The organism is Vibrio natriegens NBRC 15636 = ATCC 14048 = DSM 759 (assembly GCF_035621455.1).
GTDB lineage: Bacteria > Pseudomonadota > Gammaproteobacteria > Enterobacterales > Vibrionaceae > Vibrio > Vibrio natriegens.
The window spans coordinates 1218498-1237244 of the sequence record NZ_CP141822.1 but is presented as its reverse complement, the minus strand read 5'-3'; the positions used below and the strand labels follow the sequence as shown (position 1 = coordinate 1237244).

Annotated in this window: 18 protein-coding genes; 10 read left to right on the top strand and 8 right to left on the bottom strand. The window is 44.8% G+C overall.

Features of this window, described 5'->3' with window-relative positions:
- Positions 1–72: 72 nt before the first annotated feature.
- Entirely contained in the window at positions 73–978 is a 906-nt protein-coding gene (locus VER99_RS05680) for a manganese-dependent inorganic pyrophosphatase (RefSeq protein WP_014231511.1), read from the bottom strand.
- Positions 979–1173: 195 nt separating this feature from the next.
- Between VER99_RS05680 and VER99_RS05675 the strand changes: the two genes are divergently transcribed.
- Positions 1174–2388 (top strand): putative manganese transporter, encoded by a 1215-nt coding sequence (locus VER99_RS05675; protein ID WP_020332963.1) that lies wholly within the window; start codon positions 1174–1176, stop codon positions 2386–2388.
- Between the two features lie 60 nt (positions 2389–2448).
- On the opposite strand, the gene VER99_RS05670 is transcribed toward VER99_RS05675, so the two are convergent.
- From VER99_RS05670 to torE, 4 genes are all read right to left on the bottom strand, one after another.
- The gene (locus VER99_RS05670; protein WP_020332962.1) at positions 2449–4188 is read right to left on the bottom strand and encodes a glycoside hydrolase family 36 protein; all 1740 of its coding nucleotides are present in this window, start codon (positions 4186–4188) and stop codon (positions 2449–2451) included.
- A gap of 230 nt (positions 4189–4418) precedes the next feature.
- On the bottom strand, positions 4419–6881 hold the full coding sequence (gene torA, locus VER99_RS05665) for a trimethylamine-N-oxide reductase TorA (RefSeq protein WP_020332961.1): 2463 nt from the start codon (positions 6879–6881) through the stop codon (positions 4419–4421).
- Between the two features lie 25 nt (positions 6882–6906).
- Positions 6907–8091 carry a pentaheme c-type cytochrome TorC gene (gene torC / locus VER99_RS05660; RefSeq protein WP_020332960.1) on the bottom strand — a complete coding sequence of 395 codons (1185 nt, stop codon included), beginning with the start codon at positions 8089–8091 and terminating at the stop codon, positions 6907–6909.
- A gap of 50 nt (positions 8092–8141) precedes the next feature.
- Positions 8142–8321 (bottom strand): trimethylamine N-oxide reductase system protein TorE, encoded by a 180-nt coding sequence (gene torE, locus VER99_RS05655; protein ID WP_020332959.1) that lies wholly within the window; start codon positions 8319–8321, stop codon positions 8142–8144.
- A 440-nt stretch (positions 8322–8761) separates the two neighbouring features.
- On the opposite strand from torE, the gene VER99_RS05650 reads away from it, so the two are divergent.
- On the top strand, positions 8762–9565 hold the full coding sequence (locus VER99_RS05650) for an ABC transporter permease (protein WP_020332958.1): 804 nt from the start codon (positions 8762–8764) through the stop codon (positions 9563–9565).
- A 245-nt stretch (positions 9566–9810) separates the two neighbouring features.
- Complete coding sequence (locus tag VER99_RS05645; RefSeq protein ID WP_014231504.1) at positions 9811–9948, top strand: hypothetical protein; 138 nt, start codon at positions 9811–9813, stop codon at positions 9946–9948.
- 100 nt (positions 9949–10048) lie between these two features.
- On the opposite strand, the gene focA is transcribed toward VER99_RS05645, so the two are convergent.
- Positions 10049–10909, bottom strand: a complete 861-nt coding sequence (focA, locus tag VER99_RS05640; protein WP_014231503.1) for a formate transporter FocA — start codon at positions 10907–10909, stop codon at positions 10049–10051.
- A gap of 302 nt (positions 10910–11211) precedes the next feature.
- On the opposite strand from focA, the gene VER99_RS05635 reads away from it, so the two are divergent.
- The 3 genes from VER99_RS05635 to VER99_RS05625 all read left to right on the top strand — a co-directional run bounded on the left by VER99_RS05635 (position 11212) and on the right by VER99_RS05625 (position 13223).
- Entirely contained in the window at positions 11212–11448 is a 237-nt protein-coding gene (locus VER99_RS05635; RefSeq protein WP_014231502.1) for a TIGR02647 family protein, read from the top strand.
- Between the two features lie 312 nt (positions 11449–11760).
- On the top strand, positions 11761–12588 hold the full coding sequence (locus tag VER99_RS05630; RefSeq protein WP_014231501.1) for an NAD-dependent epimerase/dehydratase family protein: 828 nt from the start codon (positions 11761–11763) through the stop codon (positions 12586–12588).
- Complete coding sequence (locus tag VER99_RS05625) at positions 12585–13223, top strand: YdcF family protein (protein WP_020332957.1); 639 nt, start codon at positions 12585–12587, stop codon at positions 13221–13223. Before VER99_RS05630 ends, VER99_RS05625 begins: the two co-directional genes overlap by 4 nt.
- 71 nt (positions 13224–13294) lie before the next feature.
- Here VER99_RS05625 and VER99_RS05620 read toward each other — a convergent pair whose 3' ends face one another.
- Together VER99_RS05620 and cysS are read right to left on the bottom strand one after the other, a co-directional pair.
- Positions 13295–13873 carry a thymidine kinase gene (locus VER99_RS05620; RefSeq protein ID WP_014231499.1) on the bottom strand — a complete coding sequence of 193 codons (579 nt, stop codon included), beginning with the start codon at positions 13871–13873 and terminating at the stop codon, positions 13295–13297.
- 78 nt (positions 13874–13951) lie between these two features.
- On the bottom strand, positions 13952–15334 hold the full coding sequence (cysS, locus tag VER99_RS05615; RefSeq protein WP_014231498.1) for a cysteine--tRNA ligase: 1383 nt from the start codon (positions 15332–15334) through the stop codon (positions 13952–13954).
- 203 nt (positions 15335–15537) lie between these two features.
- Between cysS and VER99_RS05610 the strand changes: the two genes are divergently transcribed.
- From VER99_RS05610 to VER99_RS05595, 4 genes are all read left to right on the top strand, one after another.
- Positions 15538–16032: a peptidylprolyl isomerase gene (locus VER99_RS05610; protein ID WP_020332956.1), complete on the top strand. Its 495-nt coding sequence runs from the start codon at positions 15538–15540 to the stop codon at positions 16030–16032.
- Between the two features lie 60 nt (positions 16033–16092).
- The gene (gene lpxH, locus VER99_RS05605) at positions 16093–16821 is read left to right on the top strand and encodes a UDP-2,3-diacylglucosamine diphosphatase (RefSeq protein ID WP_024372839.1); all 729 of its coding nucleotides are present in this window, start codon (positions 16093–16095) and stop codon (positions 16819–16821) included.
- A 108-nt stretch (positions 16822–16929) separates the two neighbouring features.
- Positions 16930–18144, top strand: a complete 1215-nt coding sequence (locus tag VER99_RS05600) for an EAL and HDOD domain-containing protein (RefSeq protein WP_024372838.1) — start codon at positions 16930–16932, stop codon at positions 18142–18144.
- 90 nt (positions 18145–18234) lie between these two features.
- Positions 18235–18738 (top strand): YchJ family protein, encoded by a 504-nt coding sequence (locus VER99_RS05595; RefSeq protein ID WP_014231494.1) that lies wholly within the window; start codon positions 18235–18237, stop codon positions 18736–18738.
- Positions 18739–18747: the final 9 nt, after the last annotated feature.

The following is an 18747-nucleotide window of genomic DNA, read 5'->3' as shown; positions in this document are numbered from 1 at the left end:
GGTCTCCTGTTTCCCATAGAAAAATGCCCACCTATCGGCGGGCATTTCAATTATAAGCTGGTAATGTGAAAATTACGCTAATTCAGTTTGAAGCCAAGGCCAGCCTTGCTTCTTACGGCTTAGAGTATTTTCCATCATTAGCATGCCGTTGTCTTCATGCTTAACTAGCTTCTCTGCCCACTCACCTTTGTATAGAAGACGAGTTTGAGCAGTAGTGATGTCTGTTAGCATCACAGCAGCGAACGCTAGGTTATCTTTCTCACAACGAGATTCCAGGTCTGCTTCTAGTGCTTCGATCATACCGTCAACTTGCTCTAGTGTTGCAAGTTCAACCTGACCTACTACTACGTCACGACCGTTGAATGGGTAACCTTTCAGGTCTTTTTCAACTAGCTCAGCTGCTGACAGACCTTCGATGTTTGTTTTCGCGATTAGAAGATCTTTCGTGAATGCGTCAACGTCTTGTACGTCTGCGATTGCAGCTAGCTCAGCAACGGCATCTTTGTCTTTTTGAGTACAAGTTGGAGAAGCGAAGCCCACTGTGTCAGATAGGATTGCTGACATCATTAGCTTAGCGATTTGAGGCTTGATCTCGTGACCTTCAATCTTGAACATGTTGAATAGTACCGTGTTAGTACAACCAACAGGCCAGATCCATGCTTCCATTGGGTTTACTGTCATCACGTCACCTAGGCGGTGGTGGTCAACGATACCCGCAATTTCAGCTTCAGCGATGTCGTCTGGTGCTTGCGCTAGATCTGAGTAGTCTACTAGCCAAACAGTTTCACCCGCTACTGAAGTGCGAAGTTCTGGAACTTCTGCGCCAGCTACTTCAAGGATGTGCTGAGTTTCACGGTTGATTTCGCCCTGACGAATTGGCATTGCTTCAACACCACGCGCCGTAAGAAGTTCAGTTGCAACGAGTGCACTACAAATACTATCACTGTCTGGGTTCTTATGACCTACAACTAGAATCATGTCTCTTCCTATTCAAGTCAATTTGATACGCTTCCTGATAATGGCATCTTGTGCCTTGGAAGCTGTTTGCTCACAAAGGCCCGTACTTTACCTGATTTGACGGACTTTGACACGAAGAAAAGTGCATAACTCTGTTGCGAATAAATCTCATTTACATATAATGATAATTATTCCCATTTGCATTTGAGCTAACCAATGAACGCGACGAGATTTTTGCATTCAGCCCAGCACTTGCTTCGGCCAACTCAGTTCCGCCTAGCGTATAAACGCCTGCTTATTCCTGTCTTTATGCTCGCGTTGTTGATCAATGAACACACTCGTGATGTCGCGGTTACAACACTGTCCGACTCCTTTTGGGCAGTATCGTGTTATGTCTGTGCGACTCTGGTGATTTATCATTACCTTTCCCACTTATTATCGAAACCGAATCGATTTACCGAGCTCTACCGTCACTCTCAAACTCATCAGGTATTTTTCGCTGCGCTGCTTGGTGCCTTGCCCGGATGTGGCGGCGCAATTGTTGTGACGACTCAGTTTATCAGTGGACGAGTTGGTTTTGGCGCCATTGTCGCTGTACTGACATCAACAATGGGTGACGCGGCTTTTTTACTACTCGCGGCTAAACCCATGGTTGGGTTGGGCGTAGTTATTACGGGCATCGTCGTCGGCACGATTTCCGGGCTGGTTGTAAATGCTTTTCATAAAGAAGATTTTTTACGCCCTGTCCATAAAATAGATCCAAATGAATCTTTTGATACGCAAAGCCAGAGCAAGCACTATAACGAACAAGAACAAAAGGCGATCAATTTACAAGGCACATTCTGGAAATGGCTGCTATTGCCGACAAGTGTTATCGCACTGATGATGTCTTTCCAATTGGATATCAACAAGTTGCTTAACTTGCCATCAAATACCATTGAATGGGTTGGGGCGACTTTCTCGGTAATGACGATGTCACTTTGGGCAATGACCAAAGAGCTGGGCTGTTACCAATCGACGGTATCCGAAGATGCAAAAATCACCGACTCCCATCCGATTCAAAAAGCGGCGCAAGATACTAACTTCGTCAGCGCGTGGGTGATCATTGCCTTCCTCGCTTTTGAGTTTACGACGTACTTTTCGGGGCTGGATATAGCCAGTTCTCTCTCGGATTGGGGGATCTGGATGCCATTGGCCGGTCTGGCAATTGGCACGCTTCCAGGGTGTGGGCCTCAGATTTTAGTGACAAGTTTGTATCTTTCCGGTGCTGCACCATTTTCAGCACAAATAGCCAATGCAATCTCAAACGATGGTGATGCCCTTTTCCCGGCTATTGCAATGGCCCCAAAAGCAGCACTTGTTGCGACTATTTACTCATCGATTCCTGCATTTATTGTTGGTTACGGTTACTACTTTTTATTTGAGCTTTAACCGCTTCAAAATGTAAAAAGAGCCCCATTTGAGGCTCTTTTCTACGCTTAATTCATCACACTATACCGTGACGATGGCTTTTGCATTCAAGCCCTTATCTAGGCTAACTAAAAACATCTGACAAGGGTCTTGATTCAGCTTTTCTCCCGTCCAGAAATCATACCAGTCGACAGGCTTGTCCGAAGTCAGCGTAAACTCCGTTGCGTCTTGATTTGAGAAGTTAAACAAACAATGCAGATCATTTTTCGATGTTAGCTTCAAAAATGCGTGATTTAAATTCAATGACGAAAAGATGGCAGACTCTTGGCTGCGACGCTGGCGCAACATAAGTTTCGACAACATTTTGCTCGCAAATGGGGTAATCTCTGGCAGTGGATCGCCAGAAAGTAACAAGCCGCCACAAGCCAAAAGTACAGTACGATGAAATTCGTAGTCCTCACGCGAAGCCGCTTGATTTGGTAACGAGGTAAACGTTGCGCAGTCTGGGTCAATCTGCCAAAGCTTTCGGTGCTGCCAACTGCGGTAAAATGTTTCTTTTGCGATCTGTTCGAAGCGATGACTATGACGTTCAACGTCATCGGAAACACGCATCGCATCCACCAGCCCCAGTGAAGGCCACATTGGCGCATTACAACCCAGCAGCCAAGCGTCACCCGCCCCTTTCGCTATCGCTTCCATTCCCATTCGGTACGCTTCAACGCCTGTCACTCCAGACTGGCTGCGTTTTCCTTTGAGGGTCCCCCAATAGTTGGCATCCAGCTTAAACAGTTCGACGCCCCACTCTTCACGCATAACAGACACCACACGGGTAAGGTGATCTTGGACTTCTGGATGAGAAGTATCGAGAATATACCACGGTGTGCATCGCCAGCCTCCGTAGGTAACATCTTCAGCTTTCATTAAACTGCCATCATGATGGCGCACAAACCAGTCAGGGTGTTGTTTGAACACTTCCGACTCTGGTTGAGCAATAAATGGCGCCATCCAAATCGCTGGCTTTTTCCCCTTGAAACGAATGTTCTGAATTAACTCTTTTACACCAGCAGAAAACTTATCGGAAGGCGTGAGCCAGTCACCCATGAACGCCTGATAGCCATCGTCAAGTAACACCCACTCCAGATCCGCCAGCTTATCGCTCATACACTCTACATTTTGCAAAATGTTCGTTTCTGTCACGTCAGCGTAATAGGCGTACCACGAGCACCAACCTACAGGAGCACGTTGTGTGACACCGTTACGTACCGGATGATTGTCTGTAATCATCTTGCTGTATTGTTGGTAAAGTGCTGACAATGATGTTCCGCTCAGCACGGTAACAGACTCCAAAGCATTACTTTCCCAGTCGGTCACTTGTGTATGCTCGCCATCAATAGCCGCAGCCAGAATCCACTGCTCTTCATGCAATCGCACATCAAAATAGCCAGCGAAGCGACGGCAACTGGTAAAGCCAAATAACGTATACCCATCAGAGTCTTCAACCACTAAGTAGTTGTAGTAACGCTTGGGTTCATCTTGAGAATAGATCCGATAACTCGGATTGTTATCAGGACAACGACCAACATCAATAGGCTGGCTTATAGTCCCCGAGGTTTGTGCCAGCATCTGAAAACCGTCTCCGATCACGCGAGCGCCATGTTCATATAAAAATGGGACTTCAAAGAGCACTTCGCGATCAGTAAAGGTCTTCTGGTGGATACCAGCAAAAGAAAAGTGTACTTGATTGCCGATGACATCGGCGCGCAGGTCGTTATCAACGACGGTAATTTCTATGCGATTAGCGAACTGAAAGGTTTGAGTCATATTAGATCTACTTAGTTATTATTATCTTTATACCCAAGAGACTTGGTTCAATATGAACCGTTTAGGTACGGTCACCATTATCCTACGGTTTAGAAGCGTAAATCGTTAGTTGCCTCACGAATACACCTTAGCTCTTAGTGAAACATAATTATTGAGATAACGCTCCCCAAAATTCAGCTAAAAAAATACCAGCCCGAAGGCTGGTATTGGATTTTGTACTTGTGCTTGTATTAAGCAACTTCGATTGGACCACCGAATGATGTGACCGGCGGCACTTTACCTGTGAACTTCTCAAAGTCGACGATACAAGTGTTCGCAGAAGTAGCCTGTGCAAGCTCAGACGAACCGATGTCTTGCGTTAGCGTATTAGGGTCACCGTACGTACAGATAGCGCCTTCTTTCTCGTTGAGAGGACCATACCAGGCACCTTCTTCGATACGAACAACGCCACGTGGGTAACTGTCGGTCAGAACCGCACCCGCCAAAAGCTGACCACGACCGTTAAATACACGCACTAGGTCACCATCTTTAATGCCTTTCGCTTTTGCATCAACCGGGTTGATGTAAACAGGCTCACGACCTTGCACCGCGTAAGTGGCGCGAAACTCTTCAGATTCACACATTTGTGAGTGCAAGCGCTTGTCTGGGTGACAAGACTGCAACCAGAATGGGTATTTGTCTGAACCCGGACCACCGTGTGAACGTTCTGATTTTTCGAACCACATTGGGTGCTCTTGACAATGTTCGTAACCGTAACGACCGATCTTACGAGAGGTAATCTCGATGAAACCAGATGGCGTGCCCAGTGGATTCAACTCTGGATCTTTACGGAAATCCGCGTGACGAACCCAAGGTTTGCCTTCACCAAAGTCCAGTACACTCTTCTCCCAGAATTCGTTGAACTCTGGCATTTCGAATTTACCTTCATTGGCTTTCTTACAATCGTTGTACAGGCTTTCGATCCATTCCATCTCACTCATACCACGAGTGTACTCTTCACGGCGGCCAAAGCGCTGTGTAAGTTCACTCATGATCTGGAAGTCAGGTTTAGATTGGAACAGTGGATCAACCAAACGGTGCATCGCCACCAAACCACGGCTTGAGTATGATCCATAAACGTCGATATCGTTACGCTCCCACTGAGTACAAGCTGGCAATACGATATCAGAGAAACGACAAGTTGCCGTCCACGCAAATTCAATGGTCACAACCGTTTGTAGCTTCTTGAACGCTTTCTTCATACGGTTGCGATCTTGGTGATGGTGCCATGGGTTACAACCCGAGATAACCATCATTTTGAAATCTGGCAGTTTAACTTTACCGCCGTTGTAATTGATCTCTTTACCTGGTTCCAGAATAGCATCAATCCAACGCGCTACCGGAATAGTGCGACTGTAGCCGTTGAAATCGTTGTTATCCCACTTCGGCTTCATACCCTGGTCAAGGTTACGCGGGAAACCGCCAGGGCCTGCGAAACCCGTTGATGGAACACCGATACTTGAGTAGTGGTGACCATAAGAGATACCGCCGCCAGGCAGACCAATCTGACCTACCATTGCCGCAACAACCGCAGCCGCCCAATATGGTTGCTCGCCGTGTTCCTGACGCTGAATACACCAGCCCATTAAGATTTGTGTACGACCATTAACCAACATGCGGGCGAATTCGCGAATCTTGTCCGCTTTCACACCACAGATAGCTGCAGCCCACTCTGGAGTCTTTTCCGTCTTATCTTTGGTTTGACCCTGAACGTATTGAATGAACTCTTCAAAGCCTAAACAGTAAGTCTCAATGAACTTCTTATCGTAGAGCTCTTCGTTGTAAAGTACGTGTGCAACAGCCAGCATGAACGCCACATCGGTCATCGGGTTGATGTACAGGTGATCGTTCTCTAGGTAGCGCTGAGTTTTGTTCTTCACCGGGTCAACAGACAGAACGTTGATCTTACCTTTCGCGACTTTCTCTTTTAGCTGTTCTAGATACTTGAAAGATTCGTGCGTTTCACAGTTCCAACCTACCTGAAGGTTTTTCACTGGATCGTTTGCCCACAAAACAATGTTGTCCGAGTTCTCTAAGATTTCAGACCAAGACGTACCTTGTGCATAAACTTCTGTTGAACCGAGTACGTAAGGCATGATGGTTTGACCCGCACCTGTCGAGTAGTCGCCAACTTTTGTGATGAAGTTACCATGCATGCCCACTGCACGTTGCATGTGTGCCGTACAGTTGTTGAACGCACCCGTTTGGTTCCAGCCAGTTTGGCCAGCATGTAACGCCCAAGGACCGTATTCTTTCTGTACACGCTCTAACTCACGGTAGAACAGATCCAGCGCTTCATCCCACGTTACACGGATAAAACGGTTGTTGCCGCGAGTATCTGCGCTGTACTTGTGCTTTTTCAGCCAATCCAGACGAACCATTGGGTAACGAACACGCGATGGGCTGTAAATGATGCCTTTGATGCCGTTCAGCATCTCTGTCGGGTTCTTATCAAGCTCTAGTGGTTTGATCTCCTGAACCTTACCCGCGTAGATATGAGCGCGGAATGCGCCCCAGTGCGAGCCCGTCACTTTCCAGGTACCTGTCGATTCCGCGGCTTTTGCTGAAGCTGACGCTAATAAGCTTGGACCGATAACTGACGCGGCACTTGTCGTTGCTACGCCTTTAAGAAAACTTCTTCGTGTAATAGCCATTTAAAATTCTCCAATCCGACGCTTATTAGTGGTGGCCTTCAGCATAATCTGAAGAGTGCTTCTGTAGATATTTCAAGATAAGCGCTTCGCTGTCCGTATCCAGGTTCACGAACGCTAACATACCGTCGAACATACCTGGCCAGGTGTTCGCGTCGAAGTGCGCTTCAGCAGGTTGCGTGTGACATACAGAACAGTTGGTTTTGTACGCTTCACGAGATTTTTCCCATACTGGATTGATATCGTTCAACGCCGACTCTTTCTTCAGCCAAGCTTTTGCTGTCACTTTTTCCCATGGGAGACCAGTGAGTTCGTCAACACGTTTTTCACCTGTCGTCACCATGTTGCTGTCGGTAGACGCTTCTTTTAGCAGAGATGCAGTCGCAATGTTCTTACCGAAATCTTCTTGGATTACGCGACCAAAGCCTTTTGCTTTACGCCAGCCATCGATTTCGATTTCAACAAAGTCGCCTTTTTCTTCGATAACTTTTACGGTCGATGCCGGGTTTAGAAGGCCCGCTTCTTTAGTGCCTTGCTCATCAAAGTAAAGTGGAAGATGACGAATGCTGACTAGCTGCTGACCTACTGCGTAATCCGTGTTTGATGTCATTTGTTCCAGATCGCCGACAATACCGCCGATGCTATCCATACCAGCAGGTAAGTTGTGCGCAATGCCTTTGTGGCAGTCGACACAGCTTTGATCTTTCTCTGCGGCTTGTTTCATTTGAATACGCGCGGTCGGAGACATCTGGTCGAAGTCCATCGAGTCGTAGTTGTGGCAGTTTTTACATTCAAGAGATTTGTTCGCAGAAAAACGATCCCATTCATGTTTGGCTAACTCGATACGGCGCTCTTCAAACACCCCTTCTTCATCGTAGTTACCAAATACTTGTGCAAACACTTCTTTAGAAGCCTGCATCTTACGAGCGATTTTATCTGTCCAGTTATGTGGAACGTGACAGTCAGGACAAGTCGCACGTACACCAGAGTGGTTTTTCCAGTGAACCGTGTCTTGCAGTTCAACATAAACGTTGTCGCGCATGGTGTGACAGCTGATACAGAACTCTTCCGTGTTGGTCGCTTCTAACGCTGTGTTGAAGCCACCCCAGAAAATAACGCCTGCAATAAAGCCACCCATAGTTAGCACACCAAGGCTGATATGCACGGCAGGGCGTGTCATCGTACGCCACAGTTTAATGATTAATGATTTCATTATTTGCTCTCTTAAAATCTTTTCAAAAGTGTGGTTATGAGCTCAACGGCTTACATACCGTGCGCACCAGGAGGTCCAAAGAAGAACACCTGCAACATCCATACGATGAATCCGTAACCGCCAACGAAACCCACACTTAAAATTGGAAAGAGAACAACCGCGATAAAGAAAAACGACTTCCATTCAAGGGAGCGTTTTTCACTGCACTCAATATTATTAACATCTCTCATACATTTGCCTACTTTGTATTTAGTGTTATTGAAAAGCTCAGGAAATAGAGCTTAAGTTTTTTACAATTTATAACCGAAAATGTTAGTCCATATTAATAGTAGGGTTCAATCAAATAACGCCCTTCACTCCTTGTTATTCAACACTTTTTTGAGTTCGAACGGAGATGTGTGGGATTGATATTATTTATTAAAAAACATGAACAGATATGAAAAAATAAGTCTTTTAAATAAACGTTAAATTGGTAACAATATAAAAACACAAATAACATTTTCACGTTAAACATTACGGGAAAAATGCATTTTCATAGCGAAGAAAAACCAAATAATGTAAACAAATTGATAAGAAATGACTTATAAAGGAGGCTTTAACTCGCATTTAAAGTCATTCGAAAAATATGAGTTAATATAGAAAGGGTAAAGACGAGAACTTAGGAGAATTGATGGACAGCGTAGTAGATATTAGCTGGATAAAACTGGCGTTATTCAGCTTGATTTTGCTCATCCCACTGGCAATTAACTATCGCTACAAATTGGGAATTGCGAAAGACACTACGATCAGTGTTCTTCGTATGACAGTGCAGCTGATCCTGATAGGCGTTTACTTAGAGTACCTCTTCCACCTAAATAGTTTACTGATCAACGTGCTATGGATAGCTGTCATGATTGTGGTTGGCGCAAGCACGATTGCGGGTAAAGCTCACTTACCTAAAAAACCATTGATGCTGCCTTTGATCACAGGGCTTGTTTGCGGTCTATGCCCGCTTCTGATTGCCATGACGGTAGGTTTAGTTCAACCGACTCCTCTTTATAGTGCCCAATACATGATTCCTCTGGCGGGTATGTTGTTGGGTAATAGCTTAAGCAGCAACATCATCGCGCTACAAAACCTCTTTACCGCCTTTGAAGAACGTAAGACAGAGTACGAAGCCGCTATTTCACTTGGTGCATCTCCTAAATACGCTTCATTTCCCTTTGTTCAAGAGGCGCTAAGAAAATCCATGGCCCCAATCTTAGCGTCAATGACTGCAACTGGCCTTGTCACGCTTCCAGGGATGATGACAGGGCAGATCTTAGGAGGAGCAAGCCCTCTGGTCGCGATAAAGTATCAATTGGTGATCATGTTAGCGATTTTCGTCATGTTAAATATATCTGTGGTTATCACCCTAGAAATGACATTGAGCAGCGTTCAAACCAAAGAAGGCCGGGTTAGAGTAAAAATTGAGCAAAAAAGTTCTACAAAATAAGCTCGACTTACTCGCATATAACCGTTTAATTTTATAATATTTTCTGCAGTCAGATAGATACACACGATCTTTAAGACAGGTTATCCACAGAAAATGTGGATAAGCAATGAAAAAACATACGCAATCAGAAACATAACAGGTTGTCTGGAAAAAGGTTTTTCCGAAACGTAACGGTCATAAATTGATCACTTGGCTGAAATACTCTAGTTTTAGAGTGCAGGGAGTAGCATAAAGGAGCAACTATCATGGATGTATTAATGGTCTCTGAAAAGTATGATGAATTGTTGTCTGACACGCCGCTGGAGTGGCTGGTTCAGGTACCAAATGAAATGACGTCACACTGGGTGCCGATCGAGTTTGGGATTAACGAAGAGTTGGTATAGCTGCATAGGTTTAAAGCGAGCAGACGCAAGACAACAGACAAGAGAAAGGCGAGCTATTTGAGCTCGCCTTTTACTAATCTGAAATAGAGAAGATCACTGATTATCTCAGGTGCTTGTCTTCATCACGCAGGTAAATCATCCAGTACCACATACCGACAAACACACCGCCACCGATAATATTCCCTAACGTAACAGGGATCAGGTTGTTGAGAATGAAGCCTGTCATGTTCAAATCCGCGTAATTCGCAATATCTGCGCCAGTCATTTGCCAGAACGCTTCCGGAGCAAAGTATTTAATCCCAATCGCCATTGGAACTTGGAACATGTTCGCAATACAGTGCTCAAAACCTGCTGACACAAACATGGCAACGGGTAGAATCATTACCGCAATCTTATCGGTTAAGGTGCGTCCACTGAATGTCATCCAGACAGCAATACACACTAAAACGTTACACATAATGCCTAGGGCGACTGCCGCGAAGAATCCGTGATGTAATTTATGCTGGGAAATAGCCATGGCATTTAAGCCGACCTGCCCGCCATCAAACATATACTGCTTGCTGACCAGCATACAAGCCACCAGCATAGCGGCACCAGCCATGTTACCAAAGTAAACTACAAACCAGTTTTTAACTAACGCCTTCCAGGAAATTTTTCCACTGGCGCGCGCTACCAGTGTCAACACCGAGCTGGTGAAAAGCTCTCCGCCTGTGACCACCACAAGGATCAATCCAAGACTAAACGCAAGACCACCAATCAAACGCGTCATGCCCCAAGGTAAGTCGCCTGCACCCGTTGTTACGGTTGTATAGAAAATGAATGCAATACCAATATGAAGCCCTGCGGAGATGGCAAGTAAGAAGGATTTAACAGGTGCTTTAGTCGCTTTACCTACACCAACTTCGGCAGCGCGTTCAGCAGCTTGCGGCGGTAGTAATGAGTCAAACTGATTGAAATTCATGGTGGCGTAACATTTAGAAACAATTAAGGAGGCGGCGATAATCGCGCGATTTTCACACTTTTTCAAGGGGTATTTGTAGTGTTAACTAAAAATATTGTTTGCGGGATGTTTATCACCAAATCTGGGACACTAAAATGGCAAATTTTTACTGTCATTGATATGTGACAAGAATATTTTCTTTCGAACAAAAATCCCACGTTATATCAGCCTGATAGCAATACAGTTAACACTTCTCGCGGTTTTGTGTTGCTCTAGTTGGTTTTTGAGACTAGCTTGGATAAAAAAGCGCAAAGGAATTATTTATGAAATATTCAGCGGAACACATGGCCGAATTGAATCTACTTCTTCAGTTCGATTTAAGCAGCGCGGCAACGGGCATTAAAGTTCACAAAGATGCGTCCGAAGAAACGCAAACTGCCATTGCTCGTCTGTATGAGAAAAAACTCTGCACACAGCCTGATGGTGGCTATTTAACTGACGAAGGTATTGAGGTCGCAGAACACGCAGAAAAAATCTTACGAGTATTAGCGGCAAGCTAATCTAAACGTCAATGGCTGCATGATTAGCGTTCAAGCCGTTAAAAGCGGTCTGAAACCGTAACATCGCTAGCTTGATCACTCAAATATCAATCACCTTTCCTCCTATAAAGTGCCATCATCATTGATGGCATTCACATATTTTGCCAATAGGTTTACACTTATTTCTAATACACTGAAGTTTGACTATTGCAATCAATAACGTACATCGATACCAGATTAGACGCCTGATAAGGTATCCCCTCCCTTGCTTCAGTGAACAATACAACGCGCATAACTCTGTTTAACAATTTTAATTTAGTCGGGAAGAGACATATGGCAAACACATTGATTGTAGGTGCAGGCTGGCTAGGCACACCACTCGCCCAAGCGTTAGTAGACGAAGGACAGACTGTTGTAGTGACTCGCCGCAGCCAGGAAAGGTTGGATGAATTACCATCGATACTCATGAACGCTGAGATCCTCGATCTCACTCAACCACACGCAGAAATAAAATTGCCAGAGCTTATCCAGCGGTATCAAATCAAGCACATCGTCGGTGCGTTTCCCCCAGGATTTAGAAAAGGTGGTGGTCAAGAGTATGCTCAGCAATGGGCAACCTTAGTTGAAACCGCAAAGCAGCAAGAGATCGAAAAGTTAGTGATGATCAGTTCCACGACGGTCTACCCTAATTTGCCCTCTGACATGAATGAAGATTCCGCCTCGTTGAAACTGGCACAAAACCATCCTCATTTTTCTGAAAACGCGCAGATCATGTTGCAGGCGGAGCAGTCTGTCATCGACTCTGGTATTCACTATGCCATTTTAAGATGTAGCGGGTTGATTGGCCCGGACAGAAACCCGGCTCGCTTTGCTGCGCGACTCAAACAAGTTAGCCGCAAAGCCCCTGCAAACATGCTTCATCAAAAAGATGCGGTTGCCGCTGCAAAATTTGCACTGGAACACATTGATAATGAAATTGTTAACGTGACGACACCCAATACCGTCAGCAAAGCCGAGTTCTATCAGGCTGCAATCACTAAGAGTGGCGCGGAGCTTTCTCTGCCTCCAGTGACAGAAGATGCCGACAAGCGCATTGTCGCAGATAAGCTCGTTTCGCTCGGTTATCAATTTCAATTTAACTCAACGCTGGATGCACTATGAAGCTTTATCAACATATCGAAACACTCTGGGATTACATGCAACTTAAGCATCAGCTAAAACCAGCGGATTGCTTATTAGTCATGTGCAGTAATGACCTTCGTGTCGCAGAACATGCTGCAAAGCTTTATCAGCAGAAACTTGCACCACTCATTGTGTTCTCTGGCGGTAAAGGGCGATTTACAGATGGTTTGTTTGACAAAAGTGAAGCTGAAACTTTCGCAGAAATCGCGCAAGCGGCAGGTGTCCCTGGCGATGCAATATTGTTAGAAACCCAATCAACAAATAGTGGTGAAAACGTACGCTTTACTCATCAGCTACTCGAAAACAGCGGTATTTTGTGTGACTCAGTGATTTTGGTGCAAAAACCATTTATGGAGCGTCGAGCCATCGCTACGTTCGAGAAACAATGGCAATCGCCCTATTCTCAACTTCAAGTGAGCTCCACTGCACATCCGTTCTTCGAGTACATTAATGAAGACATGCCGTTGATGATGGTGTTAGAAGCACTGATGGAAGACTATTCTCGCGTCAAAACCTACCCTGAAAAAGGTTTTCAAACTGAGCAAGTCATTCCGGAAAATGTCGAGTCGTCTTATCAGGCATTACTGCAACGTTTCGGTTTTAACTTCGCATAATTGAATAACGCCAAATCGCAAAAAAGCCACCGATTTTGGTGGCTTTTTGGTATGCGTTTAGCGAATCAGGACTATTTCCCTAACGCTTCTTTGTAATGCTGACGACAAACCGAAACATAGCGTTCATTACCGCCAATCGCGACTTGGTCGCCCTCTTTGATAGCAACACCATTTTCATCGGTACGAATAACCATATTCGCTTTGCGCCCACAGTGGCAAATCGTCTTAAGTTCTACCAACTTGTCTGCCCAAGATAACAGGTACTTGCTGCCTTCAAAAAGTTCACCAAGAAAATCGGTTCTAAGGCCGTAACAAAGTACAGGGATATGCAGCTTATCCACCACTTCTGTTAGTTGATATACCTGCTCTTTGGTTAAGAACTGGCACTCATCAACAAGAATACAATGTCGCTTTTCAACCTCGTTTAGAGCAGTAATCTCCTGATATAAATTGGTATCCTGGCCAAAAAGATGAGCGTCTGACTGAAGACCAATTCGTGAGCTTACTTTGCCCACACCGTAACGGTCGTCAAGTGCTGCCGTAAATATCACTGGCGTCATGCCGCGTTCTTGGTAGTTAAAAGAAGATTGAAGAAGAGTCGTTGATTTACCCGCATTCATCGCAGAGTAGTAGAAATACATCTGAGCCACAGAGCATTACCTGAAGTTAAAATTATAGAAGTAGAAAATAAAAGGGCTGAATTATCAGCCCTTTAAAAGAAAATTCAATTACTTACGACGCCAAGTTGTGCCTTCTGGACCATCTTCCAGCACGATGCCCATTTCGGTTAGCTTATCGCGTGCCATATCTGCGTTCGCCCAATCTTTAGACGCACGAGAGTCGTTACGCAGTTTGATCAACGCTTCAATTTCTGCCACTTCATCATCATTACCTGCGTCACCTTTTAGGAAGGCTTCAGGATCTTGATAAAGAATACCGATAACATCAGCAAGCTCACGCATTAATGCGCCAAGTTCGCTCGCTTTCTCGACGCTTTCTGTCTTCAGGCGGTTTACTTCACGCGCCATATCAAACAGTACTGAGTAAGCTTCAGGCGTGTTGAAATCGTCATTCATCGCGTTAGTAAAGCGAGAAACGTACTCTTCACCACCAGCTGGTGCTGCTTTTAAATCAAGACCACGTAGCGAAGTGTATAAACGCTCAAGTGAAGCACGCGCTTGGTTTAGGTTATCTTCGCTGTAGTTTAGTTGGCTACGGTAGTGACCAGACATCAGGAAGTAGCGTACAGTTTCCGCATCGTAGTGACCTAGAACGTCACGGATGGTGAAGAAATTGCCCAGAGACTTAGACATTTTCTCGCGATCGACCATCACCATGCCACTGTGCATCCAAGTGTTCACGTACTTAGTGTCGTGTGCACAGCAAGACTGAGCGATCTCATTCTCGTGGTGAGGGAACTGAAGGTCAGAACCGCCGCCGTGGATGTCGAAGTGGTTACCAAGAATTGACGAGTTCATTGCAGAACATTCAATGTGCCAACCTGGACGGCCAGGGCCCCATGGAGATTCCCAAGTTGGTTCGCCAGGCTTAGACATTTTCCAAAGTACGAAATCTAGTGGGCTGCGTTTTGCTGTTTCGATATCAACACGAGCACCAGCCTGAAGCTGATCCAAGTCTTGCTTAGACAGTTTACCGTATTCGTCAAACTTGCCTACTTCAAACATGACATCGCCGTTATCAGCAACATAAGCAAAGCCACGTTCAATCAGCTTTTCAACCAACTCGATGATTTCTGTGATGAACTGCGTAGCGCGAGGCTCAACGTCTGGGCGCTTCATATTTAGCGCATCGAAATCAGCATGCATTTCGCCAATCAGGCGCTCAGTCAATGAATCACAAGATTCACCGTTTTCTGCCGCACGCTTAATGATCTTATCGTCGATATCGGTGATATTGCGAACAAACGTTAGATCGTAACCCAAGTAACGCAGGTAGCGAGAAACAACGTCAAAAGACACAAAAGTACGACCGTGGCCGATGTGACAGAGATCGTAGATGGTAACTCCACAGACATACATGCCAACTTTGCCGGCTGTAATTGGTTTGAATTCCTCTTTCTGTCTTGTGAGTGTGTTATATATCTTTAACATGATCTCTATCTATGATTGTGAATGATTACAAGAAGGCCGAGTATAACAACTCCGACCTTATTAGGTAATAGGAATTAACCGATAAAACGATAATCGGCTAAACTTCAAGCACAAAACGATTAATTTCTTCTTCCTGAGTTTTTAAAGCGTTGTAACTTAGGCTAGAATCTCGGGCTCAATACAACACAGTAAAGGACAGTAGCATGATCACCCTTCACACTAATTTTGGTGACATCAAGATTCAACTAAACGAAGAGAAAGCGCCAGAAACAAGCGCAAACTTCCTACAGTACTGCCGCGACGGTTTTTACGACAACACTCTATTCCACCGTGTTATTGATGGTTTCATGGTTCAAGGTGGCGGCATGGAATCAGGTCTACGTGAAAAAGCAACACGTGCACCGATCAAAAATGAAGCAAACAACGGCCTTAGCAACAAAGTAGGTACTCTTGCTATGGCACGTACTATGGAGCCGCACTCAGCAAGCTCTCAGTTCTTCATCAACGTAAACAACAACACATTCCTAGACTTCCGTAGCGAAAGCCTAGACGGTTGGGGTTACTGTGTATTCGGTGAAGTTGTAGAAGGTATGGACGTAGTTAACCAAATCAAAGGCGTTAGCACTGGTTCTTACGGCATGCACCAAGACGTACCACTAGAAGACGTGGTAATCACTGGTACAACAATCGAAGAGTAATTCTTACGAATTATTCCCACCACTTAATTAAATGGGGAGGCCTCGCCTCCCCTTATTTCTATGACAACATTATTTATATCAGACCTGCACCTTACGCCGTCACGCCCTGACATTACAGAGTGTTTTGTGACCTTCATGCGCACAGAAGCCCCAAAAGCCGACGCTTTATACGTATTAGGCGATCTTTTCGAGTTTTGGGTCGGTGACGACGACAAAACGCCTTTCGCAAACCAAATTCGGACCGAGTTTAAAGCACTTACCGACAGCGGTGTTCGTGTCTTCTTTATTCAAGGCAACCGTGATTTCCTGTTAGGAAAACGTTTTTGCAAACAAACGGGGATTACGCTTCTTGATGATGTTTGTACTATTGATCTTTATGGCAAAAAAGCGGTGATCTTACATGGCGATACACTATGTACAGACGATGTTGACTATCAGAAATTTCGCAAAACCGTTCACCAACCATGGTTGCAATGGGTCTTCAACCATATCCCTTGGTTTATAAAGAAAAAAATCGTCGCCAAAGTTCAATCTGATATTCGAGATGATAAAAGCAACAAATCTTTGGACATCATGGATGTTAACCAAAGCGAAGTAGAAAACGTGATGTCTCAATATTGCGTTGACCTGATGATTCATGGTCACACACATCGTCCCGACACACACCATTTCGACGTCAACGGGGTTAAGAAAACACGCATAGTTTTAGGTGACTGGTATACGCAAGGCTCAGTTTTACAAGTAAATTCTGACGGCTTTCTTCTGGAAACAAGGCCTTTCAACTCATAAATTACGCAAAACCTGTTAAGAGCTTACAATATTCGGACTTAAAGCATAGATATTTTATCAAAAATTGTTATCATCCTATGACTCAGTTAAGCAGAATGAAGTACCTAATTGAAGTATTCTTACGTAGCTCGCCAACCAATTCTAGATAGAGAAAAGCGAACCATTGGTTATGAACTTCTCTTTCTCGACGGCCCCAAAAATACCTTCCCTGAAGTAGAACCCGAGCTGGCTACTAGTCGATTGCTGTCTGATCATTTTCTATCGACGCATTACAATACATTAGGTAACAAGCTGGGGTTTGTTAACTTCCCCCAGCAGAGTCTGATCAATTTGGTTCCCACTTTATTTCCTAAAGACTCATTAGTTATTGAGGTCTTAGAAGATTGTGAGCCGACAGAAGAACTGCTTAAAGCGATTAAATATTTGCATGAATGCGGGTACAAAATCGCACTGGATGATTTCGTACCAACCAAGGCTTGGAAGCAATTTCTTCCCTACGTCTCGATCATCAAGTTTGATATCCGCCTGGTGTCGATAGAAAAAGCGGCAATTTTTATTCAAACCCTTCGTCACTACAACATCGAATTTCTTGCCGAGAAAGTGGAGACCTATGAAGAGTTTGAACAGACTCTAGAAGCCGGATTCAATTACTTTCAGGGCTACTTCTTCAGTAAACCTGAAATGATCAAGAAAAAGCAGCTGAAACCGTCATTTTTGGCAGTTATCCAATTATGTAAAGAGATTGCGGATAAGCCCATCAACTTTGATGAAGTGGAACGTCTGTTTTCAATCGACATTACGCTTTCATACAAGCTACTGACTTACGTCAATTCCGGATATACACTCGCGACCAAAATTAAGTCCTTCAGACAAGCTCTGATTTACTTGGGTGAAGATCGCCTGCGACGGTTCATCTCACTCGTTGCCATCGCTTCAGTTCAAGATGACAAGCCAGACTCTCTCTATACGCTTGCAATCCAACGCGCTCGAATGTGTGAGTTATTGCTGAGCTTGATGAGAACCAAATATGATCCGGGACAAGCCTTTCTAACGGGGATGTTTTCGCTGCTAGACTCACTGCTCGACCAACCTCTGAGCGATGTGATTAACGATATTCCTGTGGACGACGATATCAAATTAGCGCTCACAAGCCACAAAGGTGTATTGGGTTACTTACTGTCGATGACTATCGCGTATGAACAAGCAAACTGGGAGCGAGTTGAGAAATATTGCACGGCTCTAAAGCTCACAGAAGAGCAACTTGTCGAAGCATTTAACCAGTCTACCGTCTGGGCTCAGGAACTCCTTTCCCAAAGTTCTTAAGCGTTTCATCTTCTGATAACGTTGTTCGGGTGTATAATCCTACCGATCTCACCGACGTGAGCCTGTTTAATCAAATAGAGATTTCTTTTTATGTCTTCTACCTGCCCATGCGGCTCTAATCTCCCTTATCAACAGTGTTGTGAAATTGCCCATAGCAATCACAAAAATGTAGAAACACCAGAGCAGTTAATGCGCTCACGCTACAGTGCTCATGTTTTAGGGTTAGTGGATTATGTTGTCGCGACTTATCACCCGAGTTGTCATGCTGAAGATCAGCGCGAAGGCATTGCACAATCTATCGATAGTGACTGGTGCCAACTTGAAGTAATAAAAGCTGAAGCAGGCAGCAATGAAAATGAAGGGTTTGTTGAATTCAACGCCTACTTCAATGAAGAAGGAAAACGCTACTGCCTGAGTGAGCGTTCACGCTTTGTCAAAGAGCATGGCCTTTGGTACTACATTGACGGAACCTTCCCACAAGACGAACAAGAACCAGATCCTCGTCTGAGCCAGCCAGTAAGTAGCCTGAAAGTCGGCCGCAATGACCCATGTATTTGTGGCAGCGGTAAGAAATTTAAGAAGTGTTGTGGTTAATCCAAATAC